Origin of the sequence: Weizmannia sp. FSL W8-1119 (assembly GCF_038008605.1) — a bacterium.
GTDB lineage: Bacteria > Bacillota > Bacilli > Bacillales > Bacillaceae_C > Weizmannia > Weizmannia coagulans.
Genome location: NZ_JBBOZL010000001.1, coordinates 1,795,605 through 1,820,786, shown reverse-complemented (window position 1 = coordinate 1,820,786; position 25,182 = coordinate 1,795,605). Strand labels below are relative to the sequence as shown.

The window sequence follows — 25,182 nt, the reverse complement described above, 5'->3', positions numbered from 1 at the left end:
TCGTATCATCAATCAGGAGTGTACGAAATGAACAAGCATGAACGCGGTATGAAGGCCTTGCAAGATAAAAAATATGATGAAGCGCTGAAATGGTTTAATGAAGCGATCGAAGACAATCCGGACGACCCGGTCGGCTATATCCATTTCGGCGATGTGCTGCTTGCTGCAGGCGAGCGGGAAAAAGCGCAGAATTTTTACCGGAAAGCGCTGGAATTGAAAGAACTTCCCGCCCCCTTTTACAGCCTTGGCACAATCCAATACGAAGAGGGGCACTATGAAGCGGCTGCCGGCTGTTTTGAAAAAGCAATCCGGCTCGGGCTTAAGGACAAAGATACGTATTTTATGCTCGGCATGTGTTTTATGATGCTCGGCAATCCGCGCTTTGCCATGCCGTATTTGCAAAGGAGCGTCGAACTGGGCGAAGGGGATACGGAAGCGAGGTTCCAGTATGCGCTCTCCCTCGTCAAATCCAATTTCGCGGATGAAGCGCTGGAACAATTTCAAAAAGTGCTGGAACAGGACCCAAAACATACGGATGCTTTATACAATGCAGGCGCGATTTATATGCAATTCCTTGGCGACCTGGAGAAAGCGGCCCGTTATTTCAAAAAAGCGGTGGAGATTCAGCCTGGTCATCTGCTTTCGGGATACGGCCTGAAAATGGTTGAAAAACTGAAAGACATTGAAACGCTGTAAGGTGATGAAATTGGAAAAACAGCATGCGATGGATTTATTCCAGGACCAGGAAAATTTTATAAAAGGAAAGCATCTCGCGACCATTTTCCATAACGAGCAAAATTTGTATTCCGTCATCCGTGTGCGGGTTGAAGAGACCAATACCGGGATGGAAGAAAAGGAAACGGTCATTACCGGCTATTTTCCGCGCATCCATGAACAGGAAACGTACACCTTTTTTGGAAAAATGCAGGAACACCCGAAATTCGGCCCCCAATTCCAGGCAAACCGCTTTCAGAAGGACATTCCCAATACAAAGCAGGGTGTTGTTGAGTATCTTTCCAGTGATTTATTCAACGGCATCGGCAAAAAAACGGCGGAGCGGATCGTTGGCGTGCTCGGTGAAAATGCGATCAGCAAAATATTGGAAAATCCCGCCGCCCTTGACGAAGTACCAAAACTGGCGCCGGAAAAAGCACAGCTGATCCATGATACGTTGGTTGAACACCAGGGGCTTGAACGTGTCATGATCGGGCTTGCGCAATACGGTTTCGGGCCGCAGATTGCGATGCGCATTTACCAGGTTTACGAGGATGAGGCGCTCGAAATGATCGCACAAAATCCGTACCGGCTCGTCGATGATATCAAAGGCATCGGTTTCGGGCGGGCCGATGAACTCGGCCGGCAGCTCGGCATCAGCGGGACGCATCCGCACCGTATCCAGGCCGGCTGCTGTTACATGCTGGAAATGGAAAGCATGCAGCATGGCCATGTGTACGTCCTGAAAGAAGAACTTGCGCAGGATGTCAAGGCCCTTTTGGAAGAGTACCAGAATGTTGAAATCCCGGTCGGCCTGATTGAAAATGAGCTGGTAAAACTGCAGGAAGAGAGCAAAGTGATCATGGAAGAAGACAAAGTCTATCTTCCGTCCCTCTATTTTTCGGAAAAAGGAATCGTTTCCAATATTGAGCGGATAATGTCGCAAACCGAGTATGCGGAACAGTTCCCGGAGTCGGAATTCCTGCTTGCCCTGGGCAGCCTTGAAGAACGGCTCGGCGTCGAGTATGCCCCGTCGCAAAAGGAAGCCATCCAAAAAGCGCTGATGAGCCCGATGATGATTTTAACGGGCGGACCCGGCACAGGGAAAACAACGGTCATTAAAGGGATTGTGGAACTGTACGGCGAATTGCACGGCGTTTCGCTTGACCCGCAAACCTATAAAAAAGATGAGGCATTTCCGATTGTCCTCGCGGCGCCGACAGGGAGGGCCGCGAAAAGAATGGCGGAATCAACCGGTCTGCCGGCGATGACGATCCACCGCCTGCTCGGCATGACCGGCATGGAGGACCTGGACGATTCAGAGGAACGGCAAGTAGAAGGCAAGCTCGTCATCATTGATGAAATGTCGATGGTCGATACATGGCTTGCGAACCAGCTGTTAAAGGCGCTGCCGGATGAAATCCAAGTCATCATGGTCGGGGATGAAGACCAGCTGCCGTCCGTCGGTCCAGGCCAGGTGCTGAAAGATTTATTGAAATCGGGCGCCATCCCGGTTGTCAGGCTGACAGACATATACAGGCAGAAAGATGGTTCTTCGATTATTGAACTGGCTCACCATGTCAAAAATGGGCGTATTCCGGAAAATATTTTTCAAATGCAGGCAGACCGTTCGTTTATCCGCTGTTCTTCCGGCCAGGTGGCGGAAGCGGTGGAAAAAGTGGTGAAAAGCGCGAAACGGAAAGGCTATACGGCAAAAGACATTCAGGTGCTGGCGCCGATGTACAGAGGGCCGGCCGGCATTGACCGTCTGAACAGCCTGTTGCAAAATATTTTTAATCCGAATGAGAACGGCGCCCGCAAAGAGCTGAAGCACGGGGACGCGGTTTACCGGATCGGCGATAAGGTGCTGCAGCTTGTCAACCAGCCGGAACACGGAGTGTATAACGGCGATATCGGCGAGATTGTCTCCCTTTTTACCGCAAAAGAAAATACGGAAAAACAAGATATGCTCATCGTTTCTTTTGACGGGATTGAAGTGACGTATACGAAGCCTGATTTCAACCAGATTACGCTTGCGTATTGCTGTTCGATCCATAAATCGCAAGGAAGCGAGTTCCCGGTAGTGATTTTGCCGGTTGTCCGCAGCTATTACCGGATGCTGCGCCGAAACTTGCTGTATACTGCGATCACAAGAAGCAAAAAAATTTTAATTCTGCTTGGCGAAGAACCGGCTTTCCGGATGGGTGTGGAAAGGGAAGATGACCAAAAACGGAAGACGACACTGTGTGAAAAACTGGCTGAAGCATTAAAAACGGAACAAATAGAGGAAGGGACGAAGACACTCCTGTCCCTGACAGAAGAAAATTGGGACCATGTCGACCCGATGATTGGCATGGCGGGCATTACCCCGTACACTTTCGCGGAAGAAAAGCAAACGGCTCCCCAAGCGGATTAAGCAGATCAAAAAGCAGCGAGGCCGGCCGCTGCTTTTTGATTTGGCTCAGGAATCAAGCTTTCTGGCAGGCCGGGCCTGGCTGATTTGGACATTTTTATCCCCGGCGTATCCTTTATTATTTTTAAACTTAAAGATAGATATAGCAGTTCATGTGTCATTTAAAACATCCAGGCAAGCCCTTATTGCTGTTTCTTTTCCGTTTCTGGGCGGATTTCCTCTGCTGTTTCCGTACCATACCGGAGGCTTGATGCTTTGCTCCGCCGCGGGACCCCTTTTTGGAGCACATAGTCGGCCAGATATTGGTGATAAAAATATTCGAATACGCTGATGACGACGGCAGCACCGAGCGAAACCGGAAGCCCCGGCAAATTGTTGTGGGCGAAAAACCGGGTCATCCCCCAGATGACAGAAAATGCAAGCCCGAAGTCTGAGATCAGCACAAACCAATCCGCTGTGCGCGGAAGAAGGCCGAGATCAGCCAAAAAATAAGAAATGACGCCAAGAAGCAGCGCTGTAAACAGCACACCGAAAAAAGACATGCCGTAAATGAGGCCGAGCACCAAATACAACAAAATAAAATGCCCGGCGATTTTAATCAAAAGCGGTTTAATGTTTTGCATACATGTCACTTCCTGTTGTTGGTTTTCTATATTTTTTCCGGAATGGGCGATCATACGCTGGGAACCGTTCCCTTGCATGCCGCCCGTCCGCCCCGGCAAACGATACATGCCGGTTTGACGTATGCTTTTTGGAAAAATTGGGCATATTGGTAAGCAAAAATGGCGCTTGAAAGCGAGGTGCTTACCATGCAATGCCCGAATTGCCGGAGCAAGGACATCGGAAAAATCGGCGTGAACCAGTATTACTGCTGGAACTGTTTTATTGAACTGTCGATTGCAAAAAATACGATCCATACCCATCAGGTGGAAGAAGACGGCACATTGAGCTCTTTGGATGATTTGTTTGAGGAAGAAGCGCGCAAACTGAGCTGATGGAGGGAATGGGGAAAATGAACAAAATGCTGATGGCTGCGGCCGGTTTTGGTGCGGGGATTGTCGCCGCCCAAATGGCGAAGAATGGCTTCGCGGACAGGCGGCAGATGCGGAATATGGCAAAGCGGGTGCGCAAGGCATTCCGTTAAATCTGCATACCCGGTAAAAAACCCCGGCCCCGTTTCCCTCGCCAGACGCCAGCGGCCGAAATGGAACGCACGGATGCATCATGCCAAATGGCGGATACCCCTGTTCGCCGGCAGCTCGTTCATAAGGTGTATGCGCCCTCCGTATTTCAGTTGTCCCAAAGGTTGCTGCATTGGATCGGTGATAAAAATCCTCATAAACTTCCCTCTTTCGCAAACACTTGAAGGAGGGAGGTTTTTTTATGCAACGGTTTCGCGGTACATGGCTGTATAAATTATTTTGGCTGTTATTCATCCTGGTTATTTTATATGTGCTGCTTTTGCTCAAGCCTTTTTGGGCGCCCGTATTGCACGTCACATTGGCGGTATGCCTGCCGCTTTTGATCGGCGGTTTTATCGCTTACATCCTCCACCCGCTTGTTGAATTTCTTTATAAAAATGGGCTGCCGAGAGGGCTTGCTATCCTGATTATCTATATTTTGTTTTTTGGCGGCACCGCTTACGGCATTTACAGAGGGCTGCCGCTTGTGATCGCCCAAATGAACGATCTGTCGGAACATCTGCCGCAGTTTGCCGACCAGTACAGGGACGGCGTTGTTTACTTGCAAACATCGATGAAGCACTGGCCGGACGGGCTTCAGGACCAGATTGACGAGCGCATTGAACGCTTTGAATTATGGCTCTCTGCAAATGTTTCAAATTCAATCAATATGCTGATGCAACTTGTCAATTACGCCATTGCGCTTGCCGTCATTCCGTTTATTTCATTTTACCTTCTGAAAGATTTTGAACATGTCAAAAAAGCGGCACTGGCATTGACGCCGGAAAAATGGCGGCCGTCCGCAGCAGAATTTATTCGCGATGTCGACCGGTCGATCGGTGGCTATCTCCGCGGCCAGCTTTTGGACTGCCTGTTGATCGGCTTTCTTTCTTTTGTCGCATTTGCCATCCTTGGCATGAAATACCCGATTTTACTCGGTATCATCATCGGGGTCACCAATGTCATTCCGTATTTCGGCCCTGTTTTGGGCGCCATTCCCGTTTCGGTTATTGCGGCGACCATTTCATTAAAATTTGTCCTTTATGTCGTCATCATTGTGTTCGTCCTGCAATTTATTGAAAGCAATATCCTTTCCCCTTTTATTGTCGGGAAATCTTTGCATCTTCACCCGCTGTTTATCATCATCGCCTTGATCGCGGGAGAGGAAATCGCGGGGATCGCAGGACTGATTCTCGCTGTGCCGGCGCTTGCCGTGCTGAAAGTGGCCATCATCCATGCTCGCAAAACTTTGCGCTTTTCAGGCCGCACGAATCAAGTTGACAAACCGGAGTAAACTTTTTTATAATTTACCCATGAACATACGTGTCCTGTTGGCAAAACGGGCTTTTCGGACAGGGATTTGTCCGGATGGCTTAGAAATTGCGTGGCACAGGCCGTTCCTATTGACAGAACTGCATATCAAAAAACGAAGAAAGATCGAGTATGTTATCGCCCATTTTAAACCGTGATGCACGGCCCAGAGAGGAATTTCCGCGGCTGAAAGAAATTCCAAAATGAAGGATAACAGAACGCTAATCCGGAGTGCAGCCAAACCCTGCCGTTTTGCCCCGTTACCGGCACCCAAAGAGAAAGGCGTTTTTTGCCTTTAATCAGGGTGGTACCGCGAGCAAGCCTCTCGTCCCTGTCCGGGATGGGGGCTTTTTTGCGTCCAGGGGTTCCGGTTTTCATAAATCACAGAGGAGGTTTTCTCATGAAAAAAAGATCAAGTGCGGAAATCCGCAGCATGTTTTTGGACTTTTTTAAGGAAAAAGGGCATAAAGTCGAACCGAGCGCTTCGCTGATCCCGGTCAATGACCCGTCGCTGCTTTGGATTAACAGCGGTGTGGCCACTTTGAAAAAATATTTCGACGGAACGATCATTCCGGAAAACCCGCGCATTGTCAACGCGCAAAAAGCAATCCGGACAAACGATATTGAAAATGTCGGAAAAACGGCGCGCCACCATACATTTTTTGAAATGCTCGGCAACTTTTCAATCGGGGATTATTTCCGTGAAGAAGCGATTGCCTGGGCATGGGAGCTCCTGACTTCCGACAAATGGTTTGGCATGCCAAAAGAAAAATTGTATGTCACCGTTTATCCCGATGACCTGGATTCGATTGCATGCTGGAAAAAAGCCGGGGTGTCCCCGGATCATATTATCCCGCTTGAGGGCAATTTCTGGGAAATCGGCGAAGGGCCATCCGGGCCGGATACGGAAATTTTCTTCGACCGCGGCGAAAAATACGACCCGGAACGGTTAGGCATCCGGCTCCTTCAGGAAGATATTGAAAACGACCGCTATATTGAAATCTGGAATATCGTGCTGTCCCAGTTTAATGCGATACCAGGGGTTCCGCGCAGCGAGTATCCGGAGCTGCCGAAGAAAAACATTGATACCGGGATGGGCCTCGAACGGATGGCATGCGTGCTGCAAGGGGTCGATACCAACTATGACAGCGACCTGTTCATGCCGATTATTGAAGAGGTTGAAAAAATTTCCGGCAAAAAATACCGTGCCGGAAATAAAGAGGCGGATACGGCATTTAAAGTAATTGCCGACCATATCCGCACCGTTGCCTTTGCGGTTGCGGACGGGGCACTGCCGTCAAACGAAGGCCGCGGCTATGTTTTACGCAGGCTTTTGCGCCGGGCGGTTCGATACGCCATTCAGCTCGATATTCACGGCGCTTTTATGTACAAGCTTGTGCCGACGGTCGGCCGGATTATGAATTCCTATTATCCGGAAGTGGAAAAAAATGCCGATTTTGTGCAAAAAGTGGTTCGTTCCGAAGAAGAACGTTTCCAGGAAACGCTGAACGAAGGGCTTTCCATTTTGGAAGAACGGATCAGGGCGGCAAAGAAAAACGGCTTAGAACAGCTGCCGGGTGAAGATATTTTCATGCTTTACGATACGTACGGCTTCCCTGTTGAACTGACAGAAGAGTATGCGCACGACCAGGGGCTCCGTGCCGATCATGAAGGCTTTGAAAAAGAAATGGAGCGGCAGCGTGAACGCGCACGCAACGCCCGCCAGCAGGCAGAATCGATGTCCGTCCAAGGCGGCGTGCTCGGCAATATTACAGTGAAAAGCGAATTTATCGGTTATGACCACCTGGAGGGGACGGCACATGTCGCTGTCCTTTTAAAAGACGGTGACATCACAGAGTCGGCTGTAAGCGGAGATGAAATCCAGTTCATTTTGGATAAAACTCCTTTTTACGCGGAAAGCGGCGGCCAGATTGCCGATAACGGCACTTTGACAGCAGAAGGGCTGAAAGTAGAGGTCACAAATGTGCAGAAAGCACCGAACGGCCAAAATCTGCATCAGGGCGTTGTCGTATCGGGCACCATCAAAACCGGCCAGGAAGTATTTGCACAGGTGGACGGGGCAAAACGCCGCGACACGGAAAAGAACCACTCCGCCACCCATCTGTTACACCAGGCATTGAAAGATGTGCTCGGAATTCATGTTAACCAGGCCGGATCGCTTGTCGAACCGGGGCGCCTCCGTTTTGACTTCTCGCATTTCGGGCAGGTGACAGAAGAAGAACTCGAAAAAATTGAAACGATTGTCAATGAAAAAATTTGGGCAAGCCTGCCGGTTACAACCGATTTGAAAAAACTGGACGAAGCGAAAGCAATGGGAGCGATGGCGCTGTTTGGCGAAAAATACGGGGAGATCGTCCGCGTCGTTCAAATGGGCGGATACAGCCTGGAACTGTGCGGCGGCTGCCATGTTTCAAACACGGCCCAGATCGGCCTGTTCAAAATTGTCTCCGAATCCGGGATCGGTGCCGGCACCCGGCGGATTGAAGCGGTGACGGGAAAATATGCTTACGGATTGATGCAGGAACAGCTCCACCTTTTAAAAGAGGTAAGCGCCAAATTAAAAGCAAAACCAACAGAATTGCCGGGCCGTATCGACGCCCTCCAGCAGGAATTGAAAGAAGCACAGCGTGAAAATGAATCCCTGGCTGCAAAACTCGCCAATATCGAAGCCGGATCGCTTGTGGACCGCGTAAAAGTGGTAGACGGCATAAATGTGCTCGCGGCGAAAGTCGAAGCCGGCGACATGAACCAGCTGCGCAATATGGCGGACAATTTAAAACAAAAACTCGGAAGCGGGATTATTGTCCTCGCTGCGGCAACAGGCGGGAAAGCCAGCTTCATTGCCGGCGTCACCAAAGACCTTGTCGAAAAAGGGTACCATGCTGGGAAGCTTGTAAAAGAAGTGGCATCGCGCTGCGGCGGCGGGGGCGGCGGCCGTCCGGACATGGCGCAGGCCGGCGGCAAACAGCCTGAACAAATTGATGCCGCATTACAAATTGTAGAAGAATGGGTAAAATCCGTTTGATTCGCGCAAAAAGTAGTGTACAATGAAACAAAGCTGGTTGTTTACACGGATCGTTTTCAGGCAGAAAACGGAAAATGCACCTTTAAAATTTGTGTAAACCGGAACATCTAAAAAAAGCCAAGCTTTAGTAGAGAGGTGCTGCGATAATGAGCTCATTCGATGAAACGATGAGATTTAATTTTCCGGAAGAACCGACGGAACACGAGGTCAAGGAAGCTTTGCTTCATGTATACAGCGCGCTGCAGGAAAAAGGCTATAATCCGATTAACCAGATTGTCGGATACCTTCTCTCGGGCGACCCGGCTTATATCCCGCGCCATCAGGATGCCCGGAATATGATTCGCAAACTGGAGCGGGATGAAATTATCGAAGAACTGGTCAAATCGTATTTGAAACAACATCGCGGGGGATTAAATTGAAAATTATGGGCCTTGATGTCGGTTCGAAAACCGTCGGTGTGGCGGTCAGCGATGCCCTGGGCTGGACTGCCCAAGGCATCGAAACGATTGCCATCAATGAAGCAAAGGGCAATTTCGGTTTCGACAGGGTCGCTGAGCTCGCACAAATCCACGGCGTCGAAAAAATTGTCGTCGGTTTCCCGAAAAATATGAACAACACGATCGGCCCGCGGGCAGAGGCCTCAAAGGTTTATGCTGAAGAATTAAAAAAACGGCTCAATCTGCCCGTTATTTTATGGGACGAACGTTTAAGCACGGCGCAGGCGGAAAGAATATTACTGGAAGCCGATGTCAGCCGTAAAAAAAGAAAAAAAGTAATCGATAAAATGGCGGCAAGTGTAATTTTGCAAGGATTCCTTGACAGCCAAACTTAATGGGGTGAAGAAATGACACATAACCATGAACATGACCACGAAGACCACCAGCATATTACCGTAGTGGACGAAGACGGAAACGAACAATTGTATGAAGTGCTTTTTACGTTTGAATCCGAAGATTTCGGAAAATCGTACGTTCTGTACTATCCGATTGGCGCGGAAGAAGACGAAGATGAAAGCATTGAAATCCATGCTTCCGCCTATGTGGAAAATGAAGACGGCACAGAAGGGGACCTCCAGCCGATTGAAACCGATGAAGAGTGGGAAATGATCGAGGAAATGCTGAATACGTTTCTCGATGAAGAAGAAGCATAAACGGATCTTTAACATGCACACGGGACAAACCGTGTGCATTTTCCGTCTGCCGGAATGGATATTCCCTTTTGAAAAGAAAATGAAATAAAACTTGGCGAAATTTGTAGTATAATGGACAGGAAAAAAGCCGAAAATGGCTTTCTGTACTTGTTTTAAGATTTTTCTTATTGAGAGGAAGATTCTGTTTTGGCCGGAAAGGAAAATCCGTTTCAAATGTTGCTTCAAAAAATGAAGCAGAAACCGAAATTATGGATAGCCGCATGCATCATCATGCTGGCTGTTGTTGTTTTCGGAGGGGCAGCCTTTTTTTACGTGTCGGCGCTGAAACCGGCGGAGCCCGGCAACCATAAGACAAAACTCGTCACGATTCCGCCCGGCTCCGGGGTAACGGAGATCGGGCATATTTTGCAAAAAAACGGGATCATCCAAAATGCCTGGGCTTTTGCGATTTATGCGAAATCCCACCGCCAGTCCGGTTTAAAGGCAGGCACTTATCAAATGTCACCGTCCATGGATACAAGCACGATCGTCCGCGGCATGCAAAAAGGCGGTATTGCCGCAATCCGCTTTACCGTGCCGGAAGGGGCCGGCCTTGAGGAAATTGCGGAGATCATCGAAAAACACAGCTCCTTCCGGAAAGAAGAGGTGCTCAAGCGGGCAGATGACCCTGCTTTTGTACAACATTTGATGAAAAAATATCCGCGCCTTGTGACAAAAGAAGTTTTCAATCAGCAGATCCGGCATCCGCTCGAGGGCTACTTTTTTCCGGCGACCTATTCGTTTTATGATCAGCATGTGCCGCTTGATGCCGTACTGGAAACGATGGTGGCTAAAACAAATGCGGTTTTTTCCGCTTACGCCGGGCAAAGCACACAGGCCCGTTTAACGCCACACAAACTGCTTACGATGGCTTCACTTATCGAGGAAGAAGCAACTGAAAAAGCGGACAGGGCAAAAATTTCAAGCGTCTTTTACAACAGATTAAAGAAGAACATGCCGCTGCAGACGGACCCGACCGTACTGTATGCTTTAAACCGGCATAAAGAAAAAGTGACGTATAAAGATTTGCGGGTGAATTCCCCTTATAACACGTACAAACATAAAGGCCTGCCGCCGGGCCCGATTGCAAGTCCCGGAGAACAATCGATCAAGGCTGCGCTCAAGCCCGAAAAAACCGATTATCTCTATTTTCTTGCAAATGTGGATACAGGAAAAGTCTATTTTGCCAAGACATTGAAGGAACATAATGCTTTAAAGGAAAAGTACATTGCGAAGGCGAAACGGTAAACATTCGCTTTCCCGTTTGAAATGTGCTACGATAATAAGCGGAATTTTTTTGAGAAGCAGGGAGAAGTTATGGAAATGTGTTTATGCCGGAGGGCCCAGCGATGAACGGCCCGGTCGAAGCGTATATAGAACAGTTGATGCAAAAGAAAGATCCTCTTTTTGAAGAAATGGCGTCTTTTGCAAAATCAGAGCATATTCCGATTATGGATCCGATCGGAATGGAAACACTCTGCCAGATGTTAAGGATTCAGAAGCCGGAAAGCGTGCTTGAAATCGGGACGGCGATCGGGTATTCGGCCCTGAAAATGGCAGATGCGCTTCCGAATGTAAAAATCGTCACCATTGAACGCGAAGAAGAAAGGGTTGCCCAGGCAAATGCGTATTTTGCCCGCACCCCTTTATCCCGGCGGATCCGCCTGCTGAAAGGGGATGCACTTTCTTCCGACGTCATCCAAAAGACCCGGGAACTCGGCCCGTACGATGCGATATTTATTGATGCGGCAAAGGGGCAGTACCGGAAATTTTTTGATTCGTTTACGCCTTTTCTGCGGGAAAAGGGATGTGTATACACGGATAATGTGCTATTTAAAGGCCTTGTGGTACAAGACTTCATCGCAAAGAAGCAAGTCAGCAATCTGGTGCGGAAAATCAGAAGCTACAACGAATGGTTAATGCAGCATGAGCAATTTATCACCGCGATTTTCCCAGTCGGAGATGGATTGGCAGTCAGTATGAAGAGGTGAAGGAAATGGAACGAAAGCCGGCTGTGATCGGCGTGGCCGGGGGCTCCGGGTCCGGGAAGACAAGCGTAACCCGGGCGATTTACGAAAGCTTGAAGGGACACTCCATTCTGGTGCTTGAACAGGACTTTTACTACAAAGATCAAAGCCATCTCCCGTTTGAAGAAAGGCTGAAAACAAATTATGACCACCCGTTTGCATTTGACAATGACCTGTTCATTGAGCATCTGCATAAACTGCTTTCTTATGAGGCAATTGAAAAACCGGTTTACGATTTTTCCAAACATACGCGCGCTAGCCGCACCATCCATGTGGAACCGAAAGATGTCATTATTTTGGAAGGCATTTTAGTATTGGAAGATGAGAGATTGCGCAACTTAATGGATATTAAGCTGTATGTCGATACCGATGCCGATTTGCGGATCATCCGGCGGCTTGAACGGGATATCGAAGAGCGCGGCAGGACGCTCCAGTCGGTCATCGAGCAGTATATTACGGTGGTCAGGCCGATGCACAACCAGTTCATCGAGCCGACTAAAAGATATGCGGACGTCATTATCCCGGAAGGCGGGCAGAACCGGGTGGCGATTGATTTAGTCGTGACAAAATTGCAATCCATCCTTGAACAAAAGTCTTTTTTGTAATACGATTATTTAGAATACATGGTGAGCGCGCCGGAATCTTTTCGGCGCGCTAAACAACATGGTGGAAAAAACACAGCCGCTTGCAGAAAGCGTCATCTTGTATGTTGAAACGCATACACATTTGATAACTAAGAGATATAGGAGTGAAGGGATTTGGCTCAGGAAAAAGTTTACCCGATGACCCAGGACGGGAAAGAAAAATTGGAACAGGAATTGGAATATTTAAAAACGGTCAAACGGAAAGAAGTCGTCGAACGGATTAAAATTGCCAGAAGTTTCGGGGACCTTTCCGAAAATTCCGAGTACGACTCCGCGAAAGAAGAACAGGCTTTTGTGGAAGGCCGCATTACGACGATTGAAAACATGATCCGCAACGCGAAAATCATTGAAGATGACGGGACAGATACGGTATCGCTCGGAAAATCCGTTACGTTTGTGGAATTGCCGGACGGGGAAGAAGAAACGTACACGATTGTCGGAAGCGCCGAAGCTGATCCGTTTGAAGGAAAGATTTCAAACGATTCCCCGATCGCAAAAAGCCTGCTCGGGAAAAGCGTCGGAGAGGAAGTCACGGTTCAGACGCCGGGCGGGGATATGAGAGTCAAAATCATCTCGATTCAATAATCCGGAGCGGGTGCGCAGGTGTTCCAAGGTGCATGTTGTAAAGGATACGGCCTGCTGCAAACGCTTATCACATCCAGATTGCGGTGGGCCATGCCCGCCGAATTTTCTTTGTGCGCCTTTTCGATTCGGTAAAACCGTGGTATGATAAGGCCAGGAAATGGAGGGATGACCTTGCCTGAATTTTACAGCCGTGAAGAACGGAAACAGGCCATGCAGCAGTCAAAACGGCGGAAAACAAACATCATTTTAAATACCCTGATTGTGATTGTCATCGCGCTTATTTGTATCGTGGCTTACTCCATTTTTTTCGCCGGGAACGATAACGCAAAACCGGCACCGAAGGAAAAGAAAGCGGCCGTAACAAAGACTGCTTCGTCCGGCCATGAAACGACATCATCTCATACATCCAAAAAAACGGCGGACAAAGACAGCAAAAAATCAACCCGTAAAGTGGAAAAAAGCAATGAACCGAATGTGAAAGAAGTCATTACCGATTCCAGCTGGAAACCGGTCGGAACCGAACAAACAGGCGGACATGTCTATTCCGCCTCATCCACTTCCCTTGACTGGAAGGAAAAGCTGAAGGCATTGTCGTATGCAACAGGCATACCGGAAGACAATATGACGGTCTGGTTTTTGGAGCATGGGGCAACGACCGATGAGGCGATCGGGACGGTTTCCGCGAAAAATGCCGATACGACCTACCGTGTTTATTTGACATGGGTGGACGGAAAAGGCTGGAAACCCACAAAGATGTATGAATTGATCGAGAACGATAAAAAATAAGCGGCCGTCTGTGCCGCTTATTTTTGTGCCGTAAAATGGACGACGGCGGAATAATGGGGTCTGCCGTCCGCGTCAAACTGCATTTGGTGTGAAACAGACGCCACCCGGAGCAGCAGGGTTTTATTGGCTTCGATTTGATCATTGATTTTTTTCTCGAGCGCCTCAAGCCGGTCCGCTTCGAAAAATTCAATCTTATCCTCTATCCTGTCAAGCTCAAATGCCATTTTCGTACACCTCCATGTTCATCGTATCAGACGTTGTTTTTTTGGCAAGCCGTATCCACTTCTGCTTTTTTGCTATATAATGGGGATTGGAACTTTTGGACGAAAGAGGGAGTCATATGAAAATTGGAATCATCGGCGCAATGGAAGAAGAGGTGTCGATTTTGCGCGGGCAGATCGAGCATCCGCATGTTAAAACGATTGCCGGTTATGAATATACGGCGGGAAAAATGAGAGGGAAAGATGTCATCTTGCTCCGATCCGGCATCGGGAAAGTGAATGCTGCGCTTTCTACCGGCCTTTTGCTGCAAACATACGCGCCGGATTGCTTAATCAATACCGGTTCAGCAGGCGGCGCAAACTCCGCCCTTCACGTCGGCGATGTCGTCATTTCAACGGAAGTGCGCCACCATGATGTCGACGCGACAGTATTCGGCTATGAATACGGGCAAGTGCCGCAAATGCCGCCCGCTTTTTTGGCGGATGAGAAACTTGTCCGGATTGCGGAAAGCTGCGCAGGGAAATTGCCTGGCATTCAGGTTGTGAAAGGATTGATTGCTACCGGGGACTCGTTTATGGATGATCCTGCGAAAACGGCGGCTGTAAAGGAGCACTTCCCGGAAGTGCAGGCGGTGGAAATGGAAGCCGTTGCCGTCGCCCAAGTGGCATGGCAATTTGGCATCCCGTTTGTGATCATCCGCTCCCTTTCCGATATTGCAGGGCAGGAGTCCGGGATCTCTTTTGATGAATATTTGGAAACAGCGGCCGTGAACTCTGCCCATCTTGTCACGGGTATTGTTGAACATCTGTAGACCCATTTTTTTCCTTTCTTTCCTGTAATTACTTGTCTTTTTTATGTTTCATCTGTGATAGAGTAGGTTTAGCAGATTGATAGAAAGGGTGAGGCGGTTGAAGAAAGCGAAATCGATGTACGTGAAAATGGTGGATTTTAAAATGTACGGCATCGTGCTGCTTGCTGTGACGGGCTTTTTATATTTGGGTGCGGTGATGCCGATCGAAGGGAAATCCGAACTGGGGACAAAAATTTTACTCGTTGCGTCAAGCGGGTTTGTTGCCGTATCTGTTTTGTTTTTCTCGATTTCACGCGCTTACCATAAACGGCTTTTAAAAAGCGAAGAAGGCGCACAACTTTTACAGCGGAATAATCGCAAATCATAATGGAAAAGGCAGGGGCCTTTGTAACCCGGGCGGTGCAGTAACGAAGCACACGGTTGTCCGGCATACAAGGTTTTCGGCCTTTTTTTATTTTTTTGCCAATTTGCGGTTTACAAACCCGCCGGAATTGGATATACTTTCCTATGTAAGCAAATTCAAAGGAGGTTGGAGAACATGGCATACACAATCCTATTTTCAGCAGTTGCAACTGAACATGTTCTGCATCCGCTCCGTATCGGTTTGAATTTGCGCTGATTTTTTAATTTGACGCACAAGCCGCAGGATGCATTTGCCTGATCCGTGCGGTTTTTTTCCGGAAAGCCGCGGGATCATGCCGGTCCTGCGGCTTTTTTGTGCCCTGAAGGAGGTGGAAAAAATGACATTAAATTTAATCTTTATTACGGTCACGATTAAACGGCTGAAAAAGACAGCAGAACAAAGGCAGCGTGATGAAGAAGTTTTCAGGCTGTACGATGAAATGAATGCGAAGCGTGAAGCATTCCAAGTAAGGCATTTTTAAGCAAAAAAACATCTTGAGAAAGGAGCGGTTGACGATGGCCCGTTATCAGAGACGTTTGGACTTTATCTTTATGGAGACAGATTCCACCTAGCAAAACCGGATCAGGGGATGGCGCTATGTTTTTGCATATTTTGATTTTTACCGCTGTTTTCCACAGGCGGAAAAGGAAAAGCTGATGGCTGCGGCCACCGGCTTTTTTGGTATTGATTCATTGAAAAGCATTCTCAATAGTGAAATGGGAGAGCGGCAGTCTTTGGGCGCAAAAAATTTCAATTATCTGCCCTGATTTTCAATTACAAGCGTGCAAAAAAGAGGCGGAAACAGCATAAAAAACATAAATATCATGGTTTTATGACTATATCATTTAAAATCCGGAAACGATAAAATAGAAATCCGGGTGTAATTGCTTGACAAGAAATTAATTCCATATAATAATTGGTATTGAATTAAAATGATTATTGTTTGCTGGCCGGGCCGGCAAACCGTGATCATTCACACAAATGATTTTAAGGAGGAATTGCACGATGTCCCTTATTGGCAAAAAAATTGAACCATTCAAAGCACAAGCATACCGCAACGGCGAATTTGTCGAAGTAACGGATGAAAATTTCAAAGGAAAATGGAGCATTGTCTGCTTCTATCCTGCTGATTTTACATTTGTCTGCCCTACTGAACTGGAAGATCTCCAGGAACATTATGCCGCTTTAAAAGAACTCGGCGTGGAAGTCTACTCGGTTTCAACAGACTCCCATTTTGTGCACAAAGCATGGCATGACCATTCTGAAGCGATCAGCAAAATCGAATACACCATGATCGGCGACCCGACACAAAAACTCACCCGCATGTTCGATGTATTGCGCGAAGAAGAAGGCGTTGCCGACAGGGGCACTTTCCTGATCGATCCGGACGGCGTCATCCAGGGGGTTGAAATCAACGCTGACGGCATCGGCCGCGACGCAAGCATTTGGATCGACAAAGTGAAAGCCGCACAATATGTACGCCAGCATCCAGGCGAAGTATGCCCGGCAAAATGGAAAGAAACGGGTGAAACACTGAAACCAAGCCTTGATCTTGTAGGCAAAATCTGAGGAGCTGAACGATATGATACTGGATGAAGAGATTAAAGCGCAACTGGCCCAGTATCTGCAAATGATGGAGGGCGACGTTCTGCTGAAAGTGAGCGCGGGTTCCGATGAAACATCGCGGAATATGCTCGAACTGGTCGACCAATTGGCCGCCATGTCGCCCCGGATAAAAGTGGAAAACACAAAACTCGAAAGAACCCCGAGTTTCAGTGTAAACCGTCCGGGAGAAGACACCGGAATTATATTCGCGGGCGTGCCGCTCGGGCATGAGTTTACCTCGCTCGTTTTGGCCCTGCTGCAGGTCAGCGGCCGCCCTCCTAAAGTGGATCAGAAGGTCATTGACCAGATTCAAAGCATAAAAGGCGAATACCATTTTGAAACCTATGTCAGCTTGACTTGCCAGAACTGTCCTGTTGTGGTACAAGCCTTGAACATCATGAGTGTGCTCAGTCCGAATATTACGCACACGATGATTGACGGGGCTGCATTTAAAGAGGAAGCGGAAGGAAAAGGCATTATGGCCGTCCCTTCCATTTATCTGAACGGCGAATTCTTTGAAAGCGGCCGGATGGAAGTGGAAGAAATTCTTGCCAAGCTTGGCAGCACAGCGGATCCGTCCGAGTTTGAAAAGAAAGACCCGTTTGATGTGCTCGTCATCGGCGGTGGACCGTCCGGCGCAAGTGCAGCCATTTATGCGGCACGCAAAGGCATCCGGACAGGGATTGTCACTGAACGCATTGGCGGGCAGGTGCTCGATACAGTCGGCATTGAAAACCTAATCGGCACGAAGTATACGGAAGGCCCGCAACTTGCTGCAAACCTTGAAGAGCATGTCAAACAGTATAATGTTGATATTATGAATCTGCAGCGTGCAAAACGGGTCGAAAAGAAAGATCTCGTTGAGGTGGAATTGGAAAACGGGGCTGTATTAAAGAGTAAAACCGTGATCATCTCCACCGGTGCACGCTGGCGCAACATCAACGTGCCGGGCGAAGCAGAATTCAAAAACAAAGGTGTGGCATACTGCCCGCACTGTGACGGGCCGTTGTTTGCCGGTAAACATGTTGCCGTAATCGGCGGGGGAAACTCCGGCATTGAAGCGGCCATTGACCTTGCTGGTGTGGTCAAACATGTAACCGTCATTGAATTTATGCCTGAATTAAAGGCGGACCGTGTGCTGCTCGAGCGCCTTTACAGCCTTCCGAATGTGACGGTTGTAAAAAATGCGCAAACGAAAGAAATTACCGGCACGGATAAAGTGAACGGAATCACATATATTGACCGTGCAACCGGGGAAGAACACCATATTGAACTCGAGGGCGTGTTTGTCCAAATCGGCCTTGTCCCGAATACCGAATGGCTTGGCGATACAGTGGAACGGACACCGCGGGGTGAAATTGTGGTGGATAAGCGCGGCGCGACCAGTGTTCCGGGCGTGTTTGCCGCAGGAGACTGCACAGACAGCGCTTATAAGCAAATCATTATTTCGATGGGGTCCGGCGCGACAGCTGCGCTCGCCGCTTTTGATTACATCATCCGGGAAACGAAAACGGATGAAGCTGTACACAATTAAGGAATCTTTTCAACCGCATTACAGCGCGCTGTAATGCGGTTTTTTGATTTTTTTAAATGCCGTGCAATATTTACCAGACCGTCTTTTCTTCGGGACAGACACAATTCCGCCTCCTTGTTCATATGTTTGAACTATATAGGCTCAAGCCTAATGGAGGTGGAAGGATGTCGGGGATCTTAACTGCGGTAAGCTATATGATGAAAGAGCTTGTTTTTTTGGTTTCCTATGTGAAAAACAATGCTTTTCCACAACCTCTTTCGGCAAGCGAAGAACGGAAATATTTGAAGCGGATGGCGGAAGGCGACGCGGATGCCCGGAATATTTTAATCGAACATAACCTGCGGCTTGTAGCGCACATTGTCAAAAAATTTGAAAATACCGGTGAAGATACAGAAGATCTCATCTCGATCGGGACGATTGGCCTGATCAAGGCAATCGAAAGCTACTCGGAAGGGAAAGGGACAAAACTTGCCACATATGCGGCCAGGTGTATAGAAAATGAAATACTTATGCATTTAAGAGCTTTAAAGAAAACAAAAAAAGATGTTTCGCTGCATGACCCGATCGGCCAGGATAAGGAAGGAAATGAAATTTCGTTAATTGATGTTCTCCAGTCTGAAGCGGAAGACGTATTTGACACGATCCAGCTGAATATGGAGCTGGAAAAAGTGAAACAATTCTTTGACATATTGGATGAACGCGAAAAACAGGTGATCATCGGCAGATTCGGCCTGAATTTAAAAAAGGAAAAAACGCAGCGCGAAATTGCGAAGGAGCTCGGCATTTCAAGAAGCTACGTTTCCCGTATTGAAAAGCGGGCCCTCATGAAAATGTTCCACGAATTTTACCGGCTTGAGAAAGAAAAAAGAAAGGAACAAAACGGCGAATAATGAAAAAGGCACATTGCAAAATTTGCAGTGCGCCTTTTTCATATTTTTTTTAACTTAAACGGCGCCACCATCAGGACCGATAACAGCACCATCCAGACGAACAACCAGAAGTGGGTGACATAAGGAACGGCAAAAAAACCGGCTGTTACACATAAGCCTGCTACGGGGATCGGAAGCCCGTAAAAAAAGCCTTTTTGCTTGCTGATATTAAACCGGGCGAGCCGGATCATCCCGCAAAGCATATAAAACATGGCGGCCAGCATACCCGGAATGCCGTACAGACAAAACAGCGCTGTATGGATCAGCATGGCAGGCGCGGCGCCAAACGAGAGCAAATCGCAAAGGGAATCAAGCTGCTTGCCGAGTGCGGATTCCGTTTTTAGCTTCCTGGCCAGTTTCCCGTCATAACGGTCGAACAATACAGCGGCAAAGATCAGGGCTGCGGAAACCGCCGGCTCGTGATTGTCGCAATAAAAAAGCGCTGCAGCCCCGCAGCATCCGTTTGCCACTGTCAATCCATTGGCGGCTTGCGATTTGATAAAATTCAAGATAGCATTATACCAATGATCAAAATCCACCCCCGCAAACCTCCCAACTGCCTTTATTTTTATACATATTCACAAAAATAGGATTTATCACACAAAAAAAGCCACATATCAAGCAAAAGTGGCTAGGAGGTTGCTTTGATTTTATGCGTCAGCGACCGGCGTTCAATCTCTTTTTCAATGAGCTTAACAAACTCGGAACTTAATTTCAGTTCTTTTGCTTTAAAATAGGACTCGATCAATAGTTCATCAGATAACTTATACATTTGTACCACCTCCGAAAATCATGTTCTTTTTTTAAAGCAGCCCGCGTATCATAAAGATAGAGTATTTGTACCCTTACTTTATCAAATTTAGTCTTGCGGAACAAGCGTTCTTTTATCCACAGTAGAATGTTTATATCTTGTGGGTAAATTGTTTATAAACGCGCGAAGGACTGGTGTTACTTTGTGCAAAATGTGTATAAGAATATCCACAACGAAGGAGAAATGTAGAAATCTGTCGAAAAGTTTTTGCTTTTGAAGGAGCAAAAGAAAAAAGCTGCACGGTGGCAGCCTTTTTTCTTTTGCCGGTACACGAGGAAAATCTGTGTTGTGCCCGGAAGAGATCCTGCATGGGGCCCGGCTATAATCTTGCATTGCCGCAAGTTTTGTTTATCTGCTTTTACACTTTGTTGTCCGGCGCTAGCCCGCAAACATAAGTCCCTTTCTCAATCTGGATGGTAGCGTGCTCGATCCCGAATTTGTCATGCAGTTCTTTTTCCAGCTTTTCCAGCAGCTGGTCGTTGTCTTCAATTTGGGAGCGGACAATATGGACCGTCAGTATCGTTTCTGTCGTGCTCATTCCCCATATATGCAAATCATGGACGTTGAGCACGGTCGGAATTTGTTCTAAATAGGTTTTAATCGCACCGGCATCAACGCCTGCAGGCACCGCATCAAGCGAAAGGTCGGCCGCTTCCCGCAACAGGCCCCATGTCCCTGCAAAAATCACAACCGCAATGATGATGCTTGTAACCGGATCGACCCACTCCCAGCCTGTGAACAGGATAATCGCACCTGCGATGACAACGCCGAGTGAGACAAGCGCATCGGCAGCCATATGCAAAAAAGCGCCGCGGATATTGAGGTCAGTTTTTCGCCCGGACATAAACAGTAAAGCGGTGATGGTATTAATAACGATCCCGATCACGGCAACGATCATGACCGTTTTGCCTGCGACAGGTTCCGGATGGGCAAAACGCTGGATTGCTCCGAGAAAGATCGCGCCGATTGCAATCAGCAGAATAATCGCATTTAAAAGCGCAGCCATCACGGATGATTTTTTATAGCCGTATGTGCGCTTTTTTGTTGGCAATTTTTTGCCGAGCCAGACAGCGGCCCAGGCAATAATGAGCCCGAGCACATCGCTCAGATTGTGGCCTGCATCCGCCAACAGCGAAAGGGAATCGGAAAAGAAGCCGTAAATGGCTTCAACGGCAACAAAAAGAATATTCAGCCCGATGCCGGCTGCGAAAGCTTTTCCGTATTGTGCCGGCTCATGATGATGGTGTTGGTGTCCATGGCCGTGTGACATTTTATTGGCTCCTTTTACACATGCTGTCCAAAAGCCGGAAAACTGGCTTTTGGACGGACGTCAGTTGTTAAGTTCATTATATGCGTATCTCAAAAGTTTGCAAAGAAACTTTTACAAGAAAGTAAATTTTATGTTCATTTTCGCCCAATTCCGGCTTGACATGCTATAATAATACCTATAAAGACAGAAAGGAAGAGAAGGAATGCCAGAATATGAACATGTTGAGGAACATTTCCAGGCATCCGACACCGTCCGTGATATCGTAATTGGCATGTCGGACGGGCTGACCGTGCCGTTTGCACTGGCGGCAGGGTTATCCGGTGCAGTGGATTCGCCGGTGCTCGTTCTCGCGGCCGGCGCGGCAGAAATTGCGGCCGGTTCCATTGCCATGGGGCTTGGCGGTTATCTGGCAGCAAAATCGGATGCCGAACATTATTATAGCGAATTAAAAAGGGAATACCGGGAAGTAGAAGAAGTGCCGGAACGGGAAAAAGACGAAGTCCGGGATGTATTTAAGGCATATGATCTGAAACCGGAACAAATCGAGGCAATCGTCGATAAAATGGCAGAAAACCCTGATAAATGGGTGGATTTTATGATGAAATTCGAGCTGGGGCTTGAGAAGCCGGAAAAGGGGCGCAGCTTAAAAAGCGCGTTAACGATTGCCCTGTCATATATTGTGGGCGGGCTGATCCCGCTTTCCCCGTACTTTTTTGTCACCAGGGCATCACAGGCCCTGCTTGTTTCCGTCCTGGTGACGCTCGTTGTGCTGTTTATTTTCGGGGCGGTGAAAGGGCGGTTTACCGGTTCCAATGTGTGGAAGAGCGGGCTTGAGACCGTTGTGATTGGCGGTTTGTCCGCTGCCGCTGCATTTGGGCTGGCAAGGCTTTTGACAAAATAAACGAACCCTTAGGCACGGCACGGGAACTCTTTTCACGAAAAAAGCAGCGCAGGGGGCAAATCCCATGCCGCAATGGACTGGAGGGAGCTGTATGCTATATATTTGGGTCGGGGTTGCCGGTATTTTCGGCGCTTTGGCACGCTATTATTTCGGCATATGGATCGGCATGTACACGCATGCCGTTTTTCCATATCCGACACTTGCGATCAATCTGGCCGGCTGCTTTCTGCTTGGCTGGCTTACGATGCATCTTTTTAAATCCAATAAGATTCATCCGTATATTGTAACCGCGCTTGGCACCGGGTTTGTCGGTTCCTTCACAACATTTTCGACTTTCAGCGTGGAGACGGTGCAGCTTATCCAGCAATCGCATGCGTTTGCCGCGCTGTTATATGTTTTCTGCAGTTTATCCGGCGGGCTGTTCATGTCATGGACCGGCTTTAAACTAGGCGGGATGCTGCATTCGCGGCTAAAGGGAAGAGGCGGTTCAGATACAGCGTCATGAAGGAGGCGGATTAATGGTTTTAAACGGCATTTTTATCGCAATCGGCGCCTTTTTCGGGGCGGTTTCCCGGTTTTCTCTTTCGCGGTGGATCAACCGGGCGTTTCCGGCAAAATTCCCGCTGGCCACATTTTTCATTAACCTTTCGGGCTCATTTATGCTCGGCCTTCTGTTTGGCACGGGTGCCGGGAGTTCGTGGCGCCTGCTTCTCGGGACCGGCTTTTTGGGCGCCTTTACAACTTTCTCCACTTTTAAACTTGAGAATATTCAGCTGCAGGCTGACAAAAAATATCATATTCTTGTTCCGTACCTTGTGCTGAGCTATCTGTTCGGCATTGCCCTGGCATTTTTAGGCATCCTGCTCGGGAATATTTTACCTGAAGCATGAAACTTTTGGGCAGACATTCCGTATCTTAATGGTAGGCGGCCGGTACATACTTTCTTTTTTTGCCGGGCCTGGCATTTCAATGCTGCTGGCAGGGTATTGGATTTATAAGCATAAATAAGGAGGATTGTATATGAAGAAGTGGATGCCATGGCTGATTGTGGCCGCCATATTGGTGGTTCTGATCGTCAGCGTTTTTACAAGTTATAACAGCTTGGTGAATGCGGAAGAAAACGTAAATCAATCTTATTCGCAAATTCAAAACCAACTGCAAAGGCGGACGGATCTGATCCCGAACCTTGTGAATACCGTCAAGGGTTATGCTTCCCATGAAAAAGCGGTGATAGATGACATTTCGAAAGCCCGCGCACAATTGGCCGGGGCAAAAACACCCGGAGACCAGGCAGCGGCAAACGACCGCCTGGATAGCGCGTTAGGACGGCTGTTGGTGGTGGTTGAAAAATATCCAGATTTAAAAGCAAACCAGCATTACACGCAGCTGATGGATGAACTCGCCGGCACGGAAAATCGCCTTGCTGTGGCGCGCCAGGATTACAATAGCGCCGTCGCAACGTATAACAAAAAGGTGAAAAGAATGCCCGGCGCACTTATTGCCGGCCTGTTCGGTTTTGAGAAAAAGGAATATTTTAAAGCGGATGAAAGTGCAAAGAAAACCCCGAAAGTTGATTTCGGGAACAGCAGTGATCAGTGATGAAAAGGGCCGCGCTTATTACAGCCGTTTTTCTCGCCTTTCTGTTGGCCGTATGCACGGCCGTTCCCGGTGCGCGTGCTGCAGCGGGCATTCCGGAACCGGCCGGGGACATCTATGTGCAGGATTTTGCCGGGGTGCTGACAGACAGCCAGAAACAGGAACTCGTTTCGCTCGGCAGGCAGCTGGATGAGCAAACAAAAGCGCAAGTCGCGGTATTGACTGTGGACACGACCGGGAAAGACACAAACATTGATGCTTACGCCAACAAAGCTTTCCGCCAGTACGGGCTCGGCAATAAAACCATGAACAACGGGGTATTGCTCGTAGTGGCAGTAAAAGACAGGAAAATTAGAATTGAAGTCGGGTACGGCTTGGAGGGGGCGCTTCCGGACGGAAAAGTAGGGCGGATCCTTGATCAGTATGCCATACCGTATTTGAAAGAAAACAAGCCGGATGCGGCGGTTATCAATACGTATAAGAAGCTTGCCGCCGAAACGGCGAAGGAATACAATGTAAATCTTCAGGCCCATCCAAAGGCGTATGAGCGGCCCTCTTCCGCCCAGGCTTCCCCCTATTCGTTCTGGAAACAGATTTTGATCGGGCTTGGGATCCTTATCCTGATTTTCATTGATTTCAAGTTTCTCGGCGGAACCATGACGTATTTTCTGCTGAATATCCTGATGATGTTCTTTCGCGGCGGCGGTGGCGGCGGAAGCGGCGGCGGGGGAGGCAGCAAAGGCGGCGGCGGTTCTTCCGGAGGCGGCGGCGCAAGCCGGGGATGGTAACGCCAAAGGTTCTCCTTTTTTGAACGGCCGGGATGCCCGCTTTAAACCGCTCCCCGCATTGGCAAAAGCCCGGCGCAGCCATAGGAGAAATGAAAACGGGTAAAGCAGCAGGATAAAGCACCCTGCTGCTTTCTTTGCATGGCTATTGATATTTCGGAATGTCCAGTTTGACCTTGCGGGAATCGAGCAGGCTGTACAGCTTATAGATGGTTACAACCTGTTTGGATGCCCAGCCGATATCCGTCGCATACTGGTTTGTGGCAGAGCGGTTCTTTGCATTCGCAACACCGGCTGGGTTCCATCTCGTTTTATAGAGCGTCTCCTGCCCCTTTTGCAAATAATGGTATTATAGCGTTTGCTTCTATTTCATCGTAAAAAAGAATAAAAATGATAGAAAGCACTTTAATACCCGGAAA

The 25,182-nt window shown here is 48.3% G+C and carries 31 protein-coding genes; 25 read left to right on the top strand and 6 right to left on the bottom strand.

Annotation, left to right across the window (positions count from 1 at the left end; translation table 11 throughout):
• Positions 1–27: 27 nt before the first annotated feature.
• Positions 28–696, top strand: coding sequence for a tetratricopeptide repeat protein (locus NSQ19_RS08985; protein WP_013859761.1), 669 nt, complete (start codon positions 28–30; stop codon positions 694–696).
• Positions 697–706: 10 nt separating this feature from the next.
• Complete coding sequence (gene recD2 / locus NSQ19_RS08980; RefSeq protein WP_340702734.1) at positions 707–3,130, top strand: SF1B family DNA helicase RecD2; 2,424 nt, start codon at positions 707–709, stop codon at positions 3,128–3,130.
• 179 nt (positions 3,131–3,309) lie between these two features.
• Here the strand turns inward: recD2 and NSQ19_RS08975 are convergent, their stop codons facing one another.
• A complete protein-coding gene (locus NSQ19_RS08975) occupies positions 3,310–3,750 on the bottom strand; it encodes a YndM family protein (RefSeq protein ID WP_258921399.1) in 441 nt (146 codons plus the stop codon).
• Positions 3,751–3,909: 159 nt separating this feature from the next.
• Here NSQ19_RS08975 and NSQ19_RS08970 point away from each other — a divergent pair, with 159 nt between their 5' ends.
• The 12 genes from NSQ19_RS08970 (at position 3,910) to NSQ19_RS08915 (ending at position 13,896) form a co-directional block, all read left to right on the top strand.
• The gene (locus tag NSQ19_RS08970) at positions 3,910–4,122 is read left to right on the top strand and encodes a hypothetical protein (protein WP_013859758.1); all 213 of its coding nucleotides are present in this window, start codon (positions 3,910–3,912) and stop codon (positions 4,120–4,122) included.
• A gap of 17 nt (positions 4,123–4,139) precedes the next feature.
• Positions 4,140–4,271, top strand: coding sequence for a YrzQ family protein (locus NSQ19_RS08965; RefSeq protein ID WP_235962360.1), 132 nt, complete (start codon positions 4,140–4,142; stop codon positions 4,269–4,271).
• A 239-nt stretch (positions 4,272–4,510) separates the two neighbouring features.
• Positions 4,511–5,602 carry an AI-2E family transporter gene (locus NSQ19_RS08960; RefSeq protein ID WP_328013652.1) on the top strand — a complete coding sequence of 364 codons (1,092 nt, stop codon included), beginning with the start codon at positions 4,511–4,513 and terminating at the stop codon, positions 5,600–5,602.
• Between the two features lie 417 nt (positions 5,603–6,019).
• Positions 6,020–8,665 carry an alanine--tRNA ligase gene (gene alaS / locus NSQ19_RS08955; protein WP_340702733.1) on the top strand — a complete coding sequence of 882 codons (2,646 nt, stop codon included), beginning with the start codon at positions 6,020–6,022 and terminating at the stop codon, positions 8,663–8,665.
• A 146-nt stretch (positions 8,666–8,811) separates the two neighbouring features.
• Positions 8,812–9,084, top strand: a complete 273-nt coding sequence (locus NSQ19_RS08950; RefSeq protein WP_019720823.1) for an IreB family regulatory phosphoprotein — start codon at positions 8,812–8,814, stop codon at positions 9,082–9,084.
• Positions 9,081–9,497 carry a Holliday junction resolvase RuvX gene (gene ruvX, locus NSQ19_RS08945; protein WP_013859753.1) on the top strand — a complete coding sequence of 139 codons (417 nt, stop codon included), beginning with the start codon at positions 9,081–9,083 and terminating at the stop codon, positions 9,495–9,497. Before NSQ19_RS08950 ends, ruvX begins: the two co-directional genes overlap by 4 nt.
• A 12-nt stretch (positions 9,498–9,509) precedes the next feature.
• The gene (locus NSQ19_RS08940) at positions 9,510–9,815 is read left to right on the top strand and encodes a DUF1292 domain-containing protein (RefSeq protein WP_013859752.1); all 306 of its coding nucleotides are present in this window, start codon (positions 9,510–9,512) and stop codon (positions 9,813–9,815) included.
• A gap of 186 nt (positions 9,816–10,001) precedes the next feature.
• A complete protein-coding gene (gene mltG / locus NSQ19_RS08935; protein ID WP_340702732.1) occupies positions 10,002–11,102 on the top strand; it encodes an endolytic transglycosylase MltG in 1,101 nt (366 codons plus the stop codon).
• A gap of 101 nt (positions 11,103–11,203) precedes the next feature.
• The gene (locus NSQ19_RS08930; RefSeq protein WP_340702731.1) at positions 11,204–11,845 is read left to right on the top strand and encodes an O-methyltransferase; all 642 of its coding nucleotides are present in this window, start codon (positions 11,204–11,206) and stop codon (positions 11,843–11,845) included.
• Positions 11,846–11,850: 5 nt separating this feature from the next.
• Positions 11,851–12,486 carry a uridine kinase gene (gene udk / locus NSQ19_RS08925; RefSeq protein ID WP_019720819.1) on the top strand — a complete coding sequence of 212 codons (636 nt, stop codon included), beginning with the start codon at positions 11,851–11,853 and terminating at the stop codon, positions 12,484–12,486.
• A 153-nt stretch (positions 12,487–12,639) separates the two neighbouring features.
• Entirely contained in the window at positions 12,640–13,110 is a 471-nt protein-coding gene (gene greA / locus NSQ19_RS08920) for a transcription elongation factor GreA (RefSeq protein ID WP_013859748.1), read from the top strand.
• 171 nt (positions 13,111–13,281) lie between these two features.
• Positions 13,282–13,896, top strand: coding sequence for a DUF1510 family protein (locus tag NSQ19_RS08915; RefSeq protein WP_340702730.1), 615 nt, complete (start codon positions 13,282–13,284; stop codon positions 13,894–13,896).
• 17 nt (positions 13,897–13,913) lie between these two features.
• On the opposite strand, the gene NSQ19_RS08910 is transcribed toward NSQ19_RS08915, so the two are convergent.
• The gene (locus NSQ19_RS08910; RefSeq protein ID WP_014097926.1) at positions 13,914–14,120 is read right to left on the bottom strand and encodes a YrzA family protein; all 207 of its coding nucleotides are present in this window, start codon (positions 14,118–14,120) and stop codon (positions 13,914–13,916) included.
• Positions 14,121–14,236: 116 nt separating this feature from the next.
• Here NSQ19_RS08910 and mtnN point away from each other — a divergent pair, with 116 nt between their 5' ends.
• The 6 genes from mtnN (at position 14,237) to sigK (ending at position 19,361) form a co-directional block, all read left to right on the top strand.
• Positions 14,237–14,929 (top strand): 5'-methylthioadenosine/S-adenosylhomocysteine nucleosidase, encoded by a 693-nt coding sequence (mtnN, locus tag NSQ19_RS08905; protein ID WP_340702729.1) that lies wholly within the window; start codon positions 14,237–14,239, stop codon positions 14,927–14,929.
• Between the two features lie 88 nt (positions 14,930–15,017).
• Positions 15,018–15,296: a YrhC family protein gene (locus NSQ19_RS08900; protein WP_230951705.1), complete on the top strand. Its 279-nt coding sequence runs from the start codon at positions 15,018–15,020 to the stop codon at positions 15,294–15,296.
• Positions 15,297–15,669: 373 nt separating this feature from the next.
• Entirely contained in the window at positions 15,670–15,813 is a 144-nt protein-coding gene (locus tag NSQ19_RS08895) for a YrzI family small protein (RefSeq protein ID WP_013859742.1), read from the top strand.
• Positions 15,814–16,337: 524 nt separating this feature from the next.
• Positions 16,338–16,901 carry an alkyl hydroperoxide reductase subunit C gene (ahpC, locus tag NSQ19_RS08890; protein ID WP_013859741.1) on the top strand — a complete coding sequence of 188 codons (564 nt, stop codon included), beginning with the start codon at positions 16,338–16,340 and terminating at the stop codon, positions 16,899–16,901.
• Positions 16,902–16,914: 13 nt separating this feature from the next.
• Positions 16,915–18,471, top strand: a complete 1,557-nt coding sequence (gene ahpF, locus NSQ19_RS08885) for an alkyl hydroperoxide reductase subunit F (protein WP_013859740.1) — start codon at positions 16,915–16,917, stop codon at positions 18,469–18,471.
• A 164-nt stretch (positions 18,472–18,635) separates the two neighbouring features.
• Positions 18,636–19,361 carry an RNA polymerase sporulation sigma factor SigK gene (gene sigK / locus NSQ19_RS08880; RefSeq protein ID WP_013859739.1) on the top strand — a complete coding sequence of 242 codons (726 nt, stop codon included), beginning with the start codon at positions 18,636–18,638 and terminating at the stop codon, positions 19,359–19,361.
• Positions 19,362–19,399: 38 nt separating this feature from the next.
• Here the strand turns inward: sigK and pssA are convergent, their stop codons facing one another.
• The 3 genes from pssA to NSQ19_RS08865 form a co-directional block, all read right to left on the bottom strand.
• Complete coding sequence (gene pssA / locus NSQ19_RS08875) at positions 19,400–19,939, bottom strand: CDP-diacylglycerol--serine O-phosphatidyltransferase (protein WP_237348235.1); 540 nt, start codon at positions 19,937–19,939, stop codon at positions 19,400–19,402.
• A 92-nt stretch (positions 19,940–20,031) separates the two neighbouring features.
• On the bottom strand, positions 20,032–20,172 hold the full coding sequence (locus tag NSQ19_RS08870; RefSeq protein WP_017553160.1) for a sporulation histidine kinase inhibitor Sda: 141 nt from the start codon (positions 20,170–20,172) through the stop codon (positions 20,032–20,034).
• A gap of 397 nt (positions 20,173–20,569) precedes the next feature.
• Complete coding sequence (locus NSQ19_RS08865) at positions 20,570–21,481, bottom strand: cation diffusion facilitator family transporter (RefSeq protein ID WP_017553161.1); 912 nt, start codon at positions 21,479–21,481, stop codon at positions 20,570–20,572.
• A gap of 202 nt (positions 21,482–21,683) precedes the next feature.
• On the opposite strand from NSQ19_RS08865, the gene NSQ19_RS08860 reads away from it, so the two are divergent.
• The 5 genes from NSQ19_RS08860 to NSQ19_RS08840 all read left to right on the top strand — a co-directional run bounded on the left by NSQ19_RS08860 (position 21,684) and on the right by NSQ19_RS08840 (position 24,766).
• Positions 21,684–22,382: a VIT1/CCC1 transporter family protein gene (locus NSQ19_RS08860; protein ID WP_207368137.1), complete on the top strand. Its 699-nt coding sequence runs from the start codon at positions 21,684–21,686 to the stop codon at positions 22,380–22,382.
• 91 nt (positions 22,383–22,473) lie between these two features.
• A complete protein-coding gene (gene crcB / locus NSQ19_RS08855; protein ID WP_026683581.1) occupies positions 22,474–22,887 on the top strand; it encodes a fluoride efflux transporter CrcB in 414 nt (137 codons plus the stop codon).
• A 13-nt stretch (positions 22,888–22,900) separates the two neighbouring features.
• Positions 22,901–23,272: a fluoride efflux transporter CrcB gene (gene crcB / locus NSQ19_RS08850; RefSeq protein ID WP_237348233.1), complete on the top strand. Its 372-nt coding sequence runs from the start codon at positions 22,901–22,903 to the stop codon at positions 23,270–23,272.
• A gap of 130 nt (positions 23,273–23,402) precedes the next feature.
• Positions 23,403–23,981 (top strand): LemA family protein, encoded by a 579-nt coding sequence (locus NSQ19_RS08845; protein ID WP_013859734.1) that lies wholly within the window; start codon positions 23,403–23,405, stop codon positions 23,979–23,981.
• Entirely contained in the window at positions 23,981–24,766 is a 786-nt protein-coding gene (locus tag NSQ19_RS08840) for a TPM domain-containing protein (RefSeq protein WP_029141926.1), read from the top strand. Before NSQ19_RS08845 ends, NSQ19_RS08840 begins: the two co-directional genes overlap by 1 nt.
• Before the next feature lie 142 nt (positions 24,767–24,908).
• Here NSQ19_RS08840 and NSQ19_RS08835 read toward each other — a convergent pair whose 3' ends face one another.
• On the bottom strand, positions 24,909–25,103 hold the full coding sequence (locus NSQ19_RS08835; RefSeq protein ID WP_328192083.1) for a hypothetical protein: 195 nt from the start codon (positions 25,101–25,103) through the stop codon (positions 24,909–24,911).
• Between the last annotated feature and the right edge of the window lie 79 nt (positions 25,104–25,182).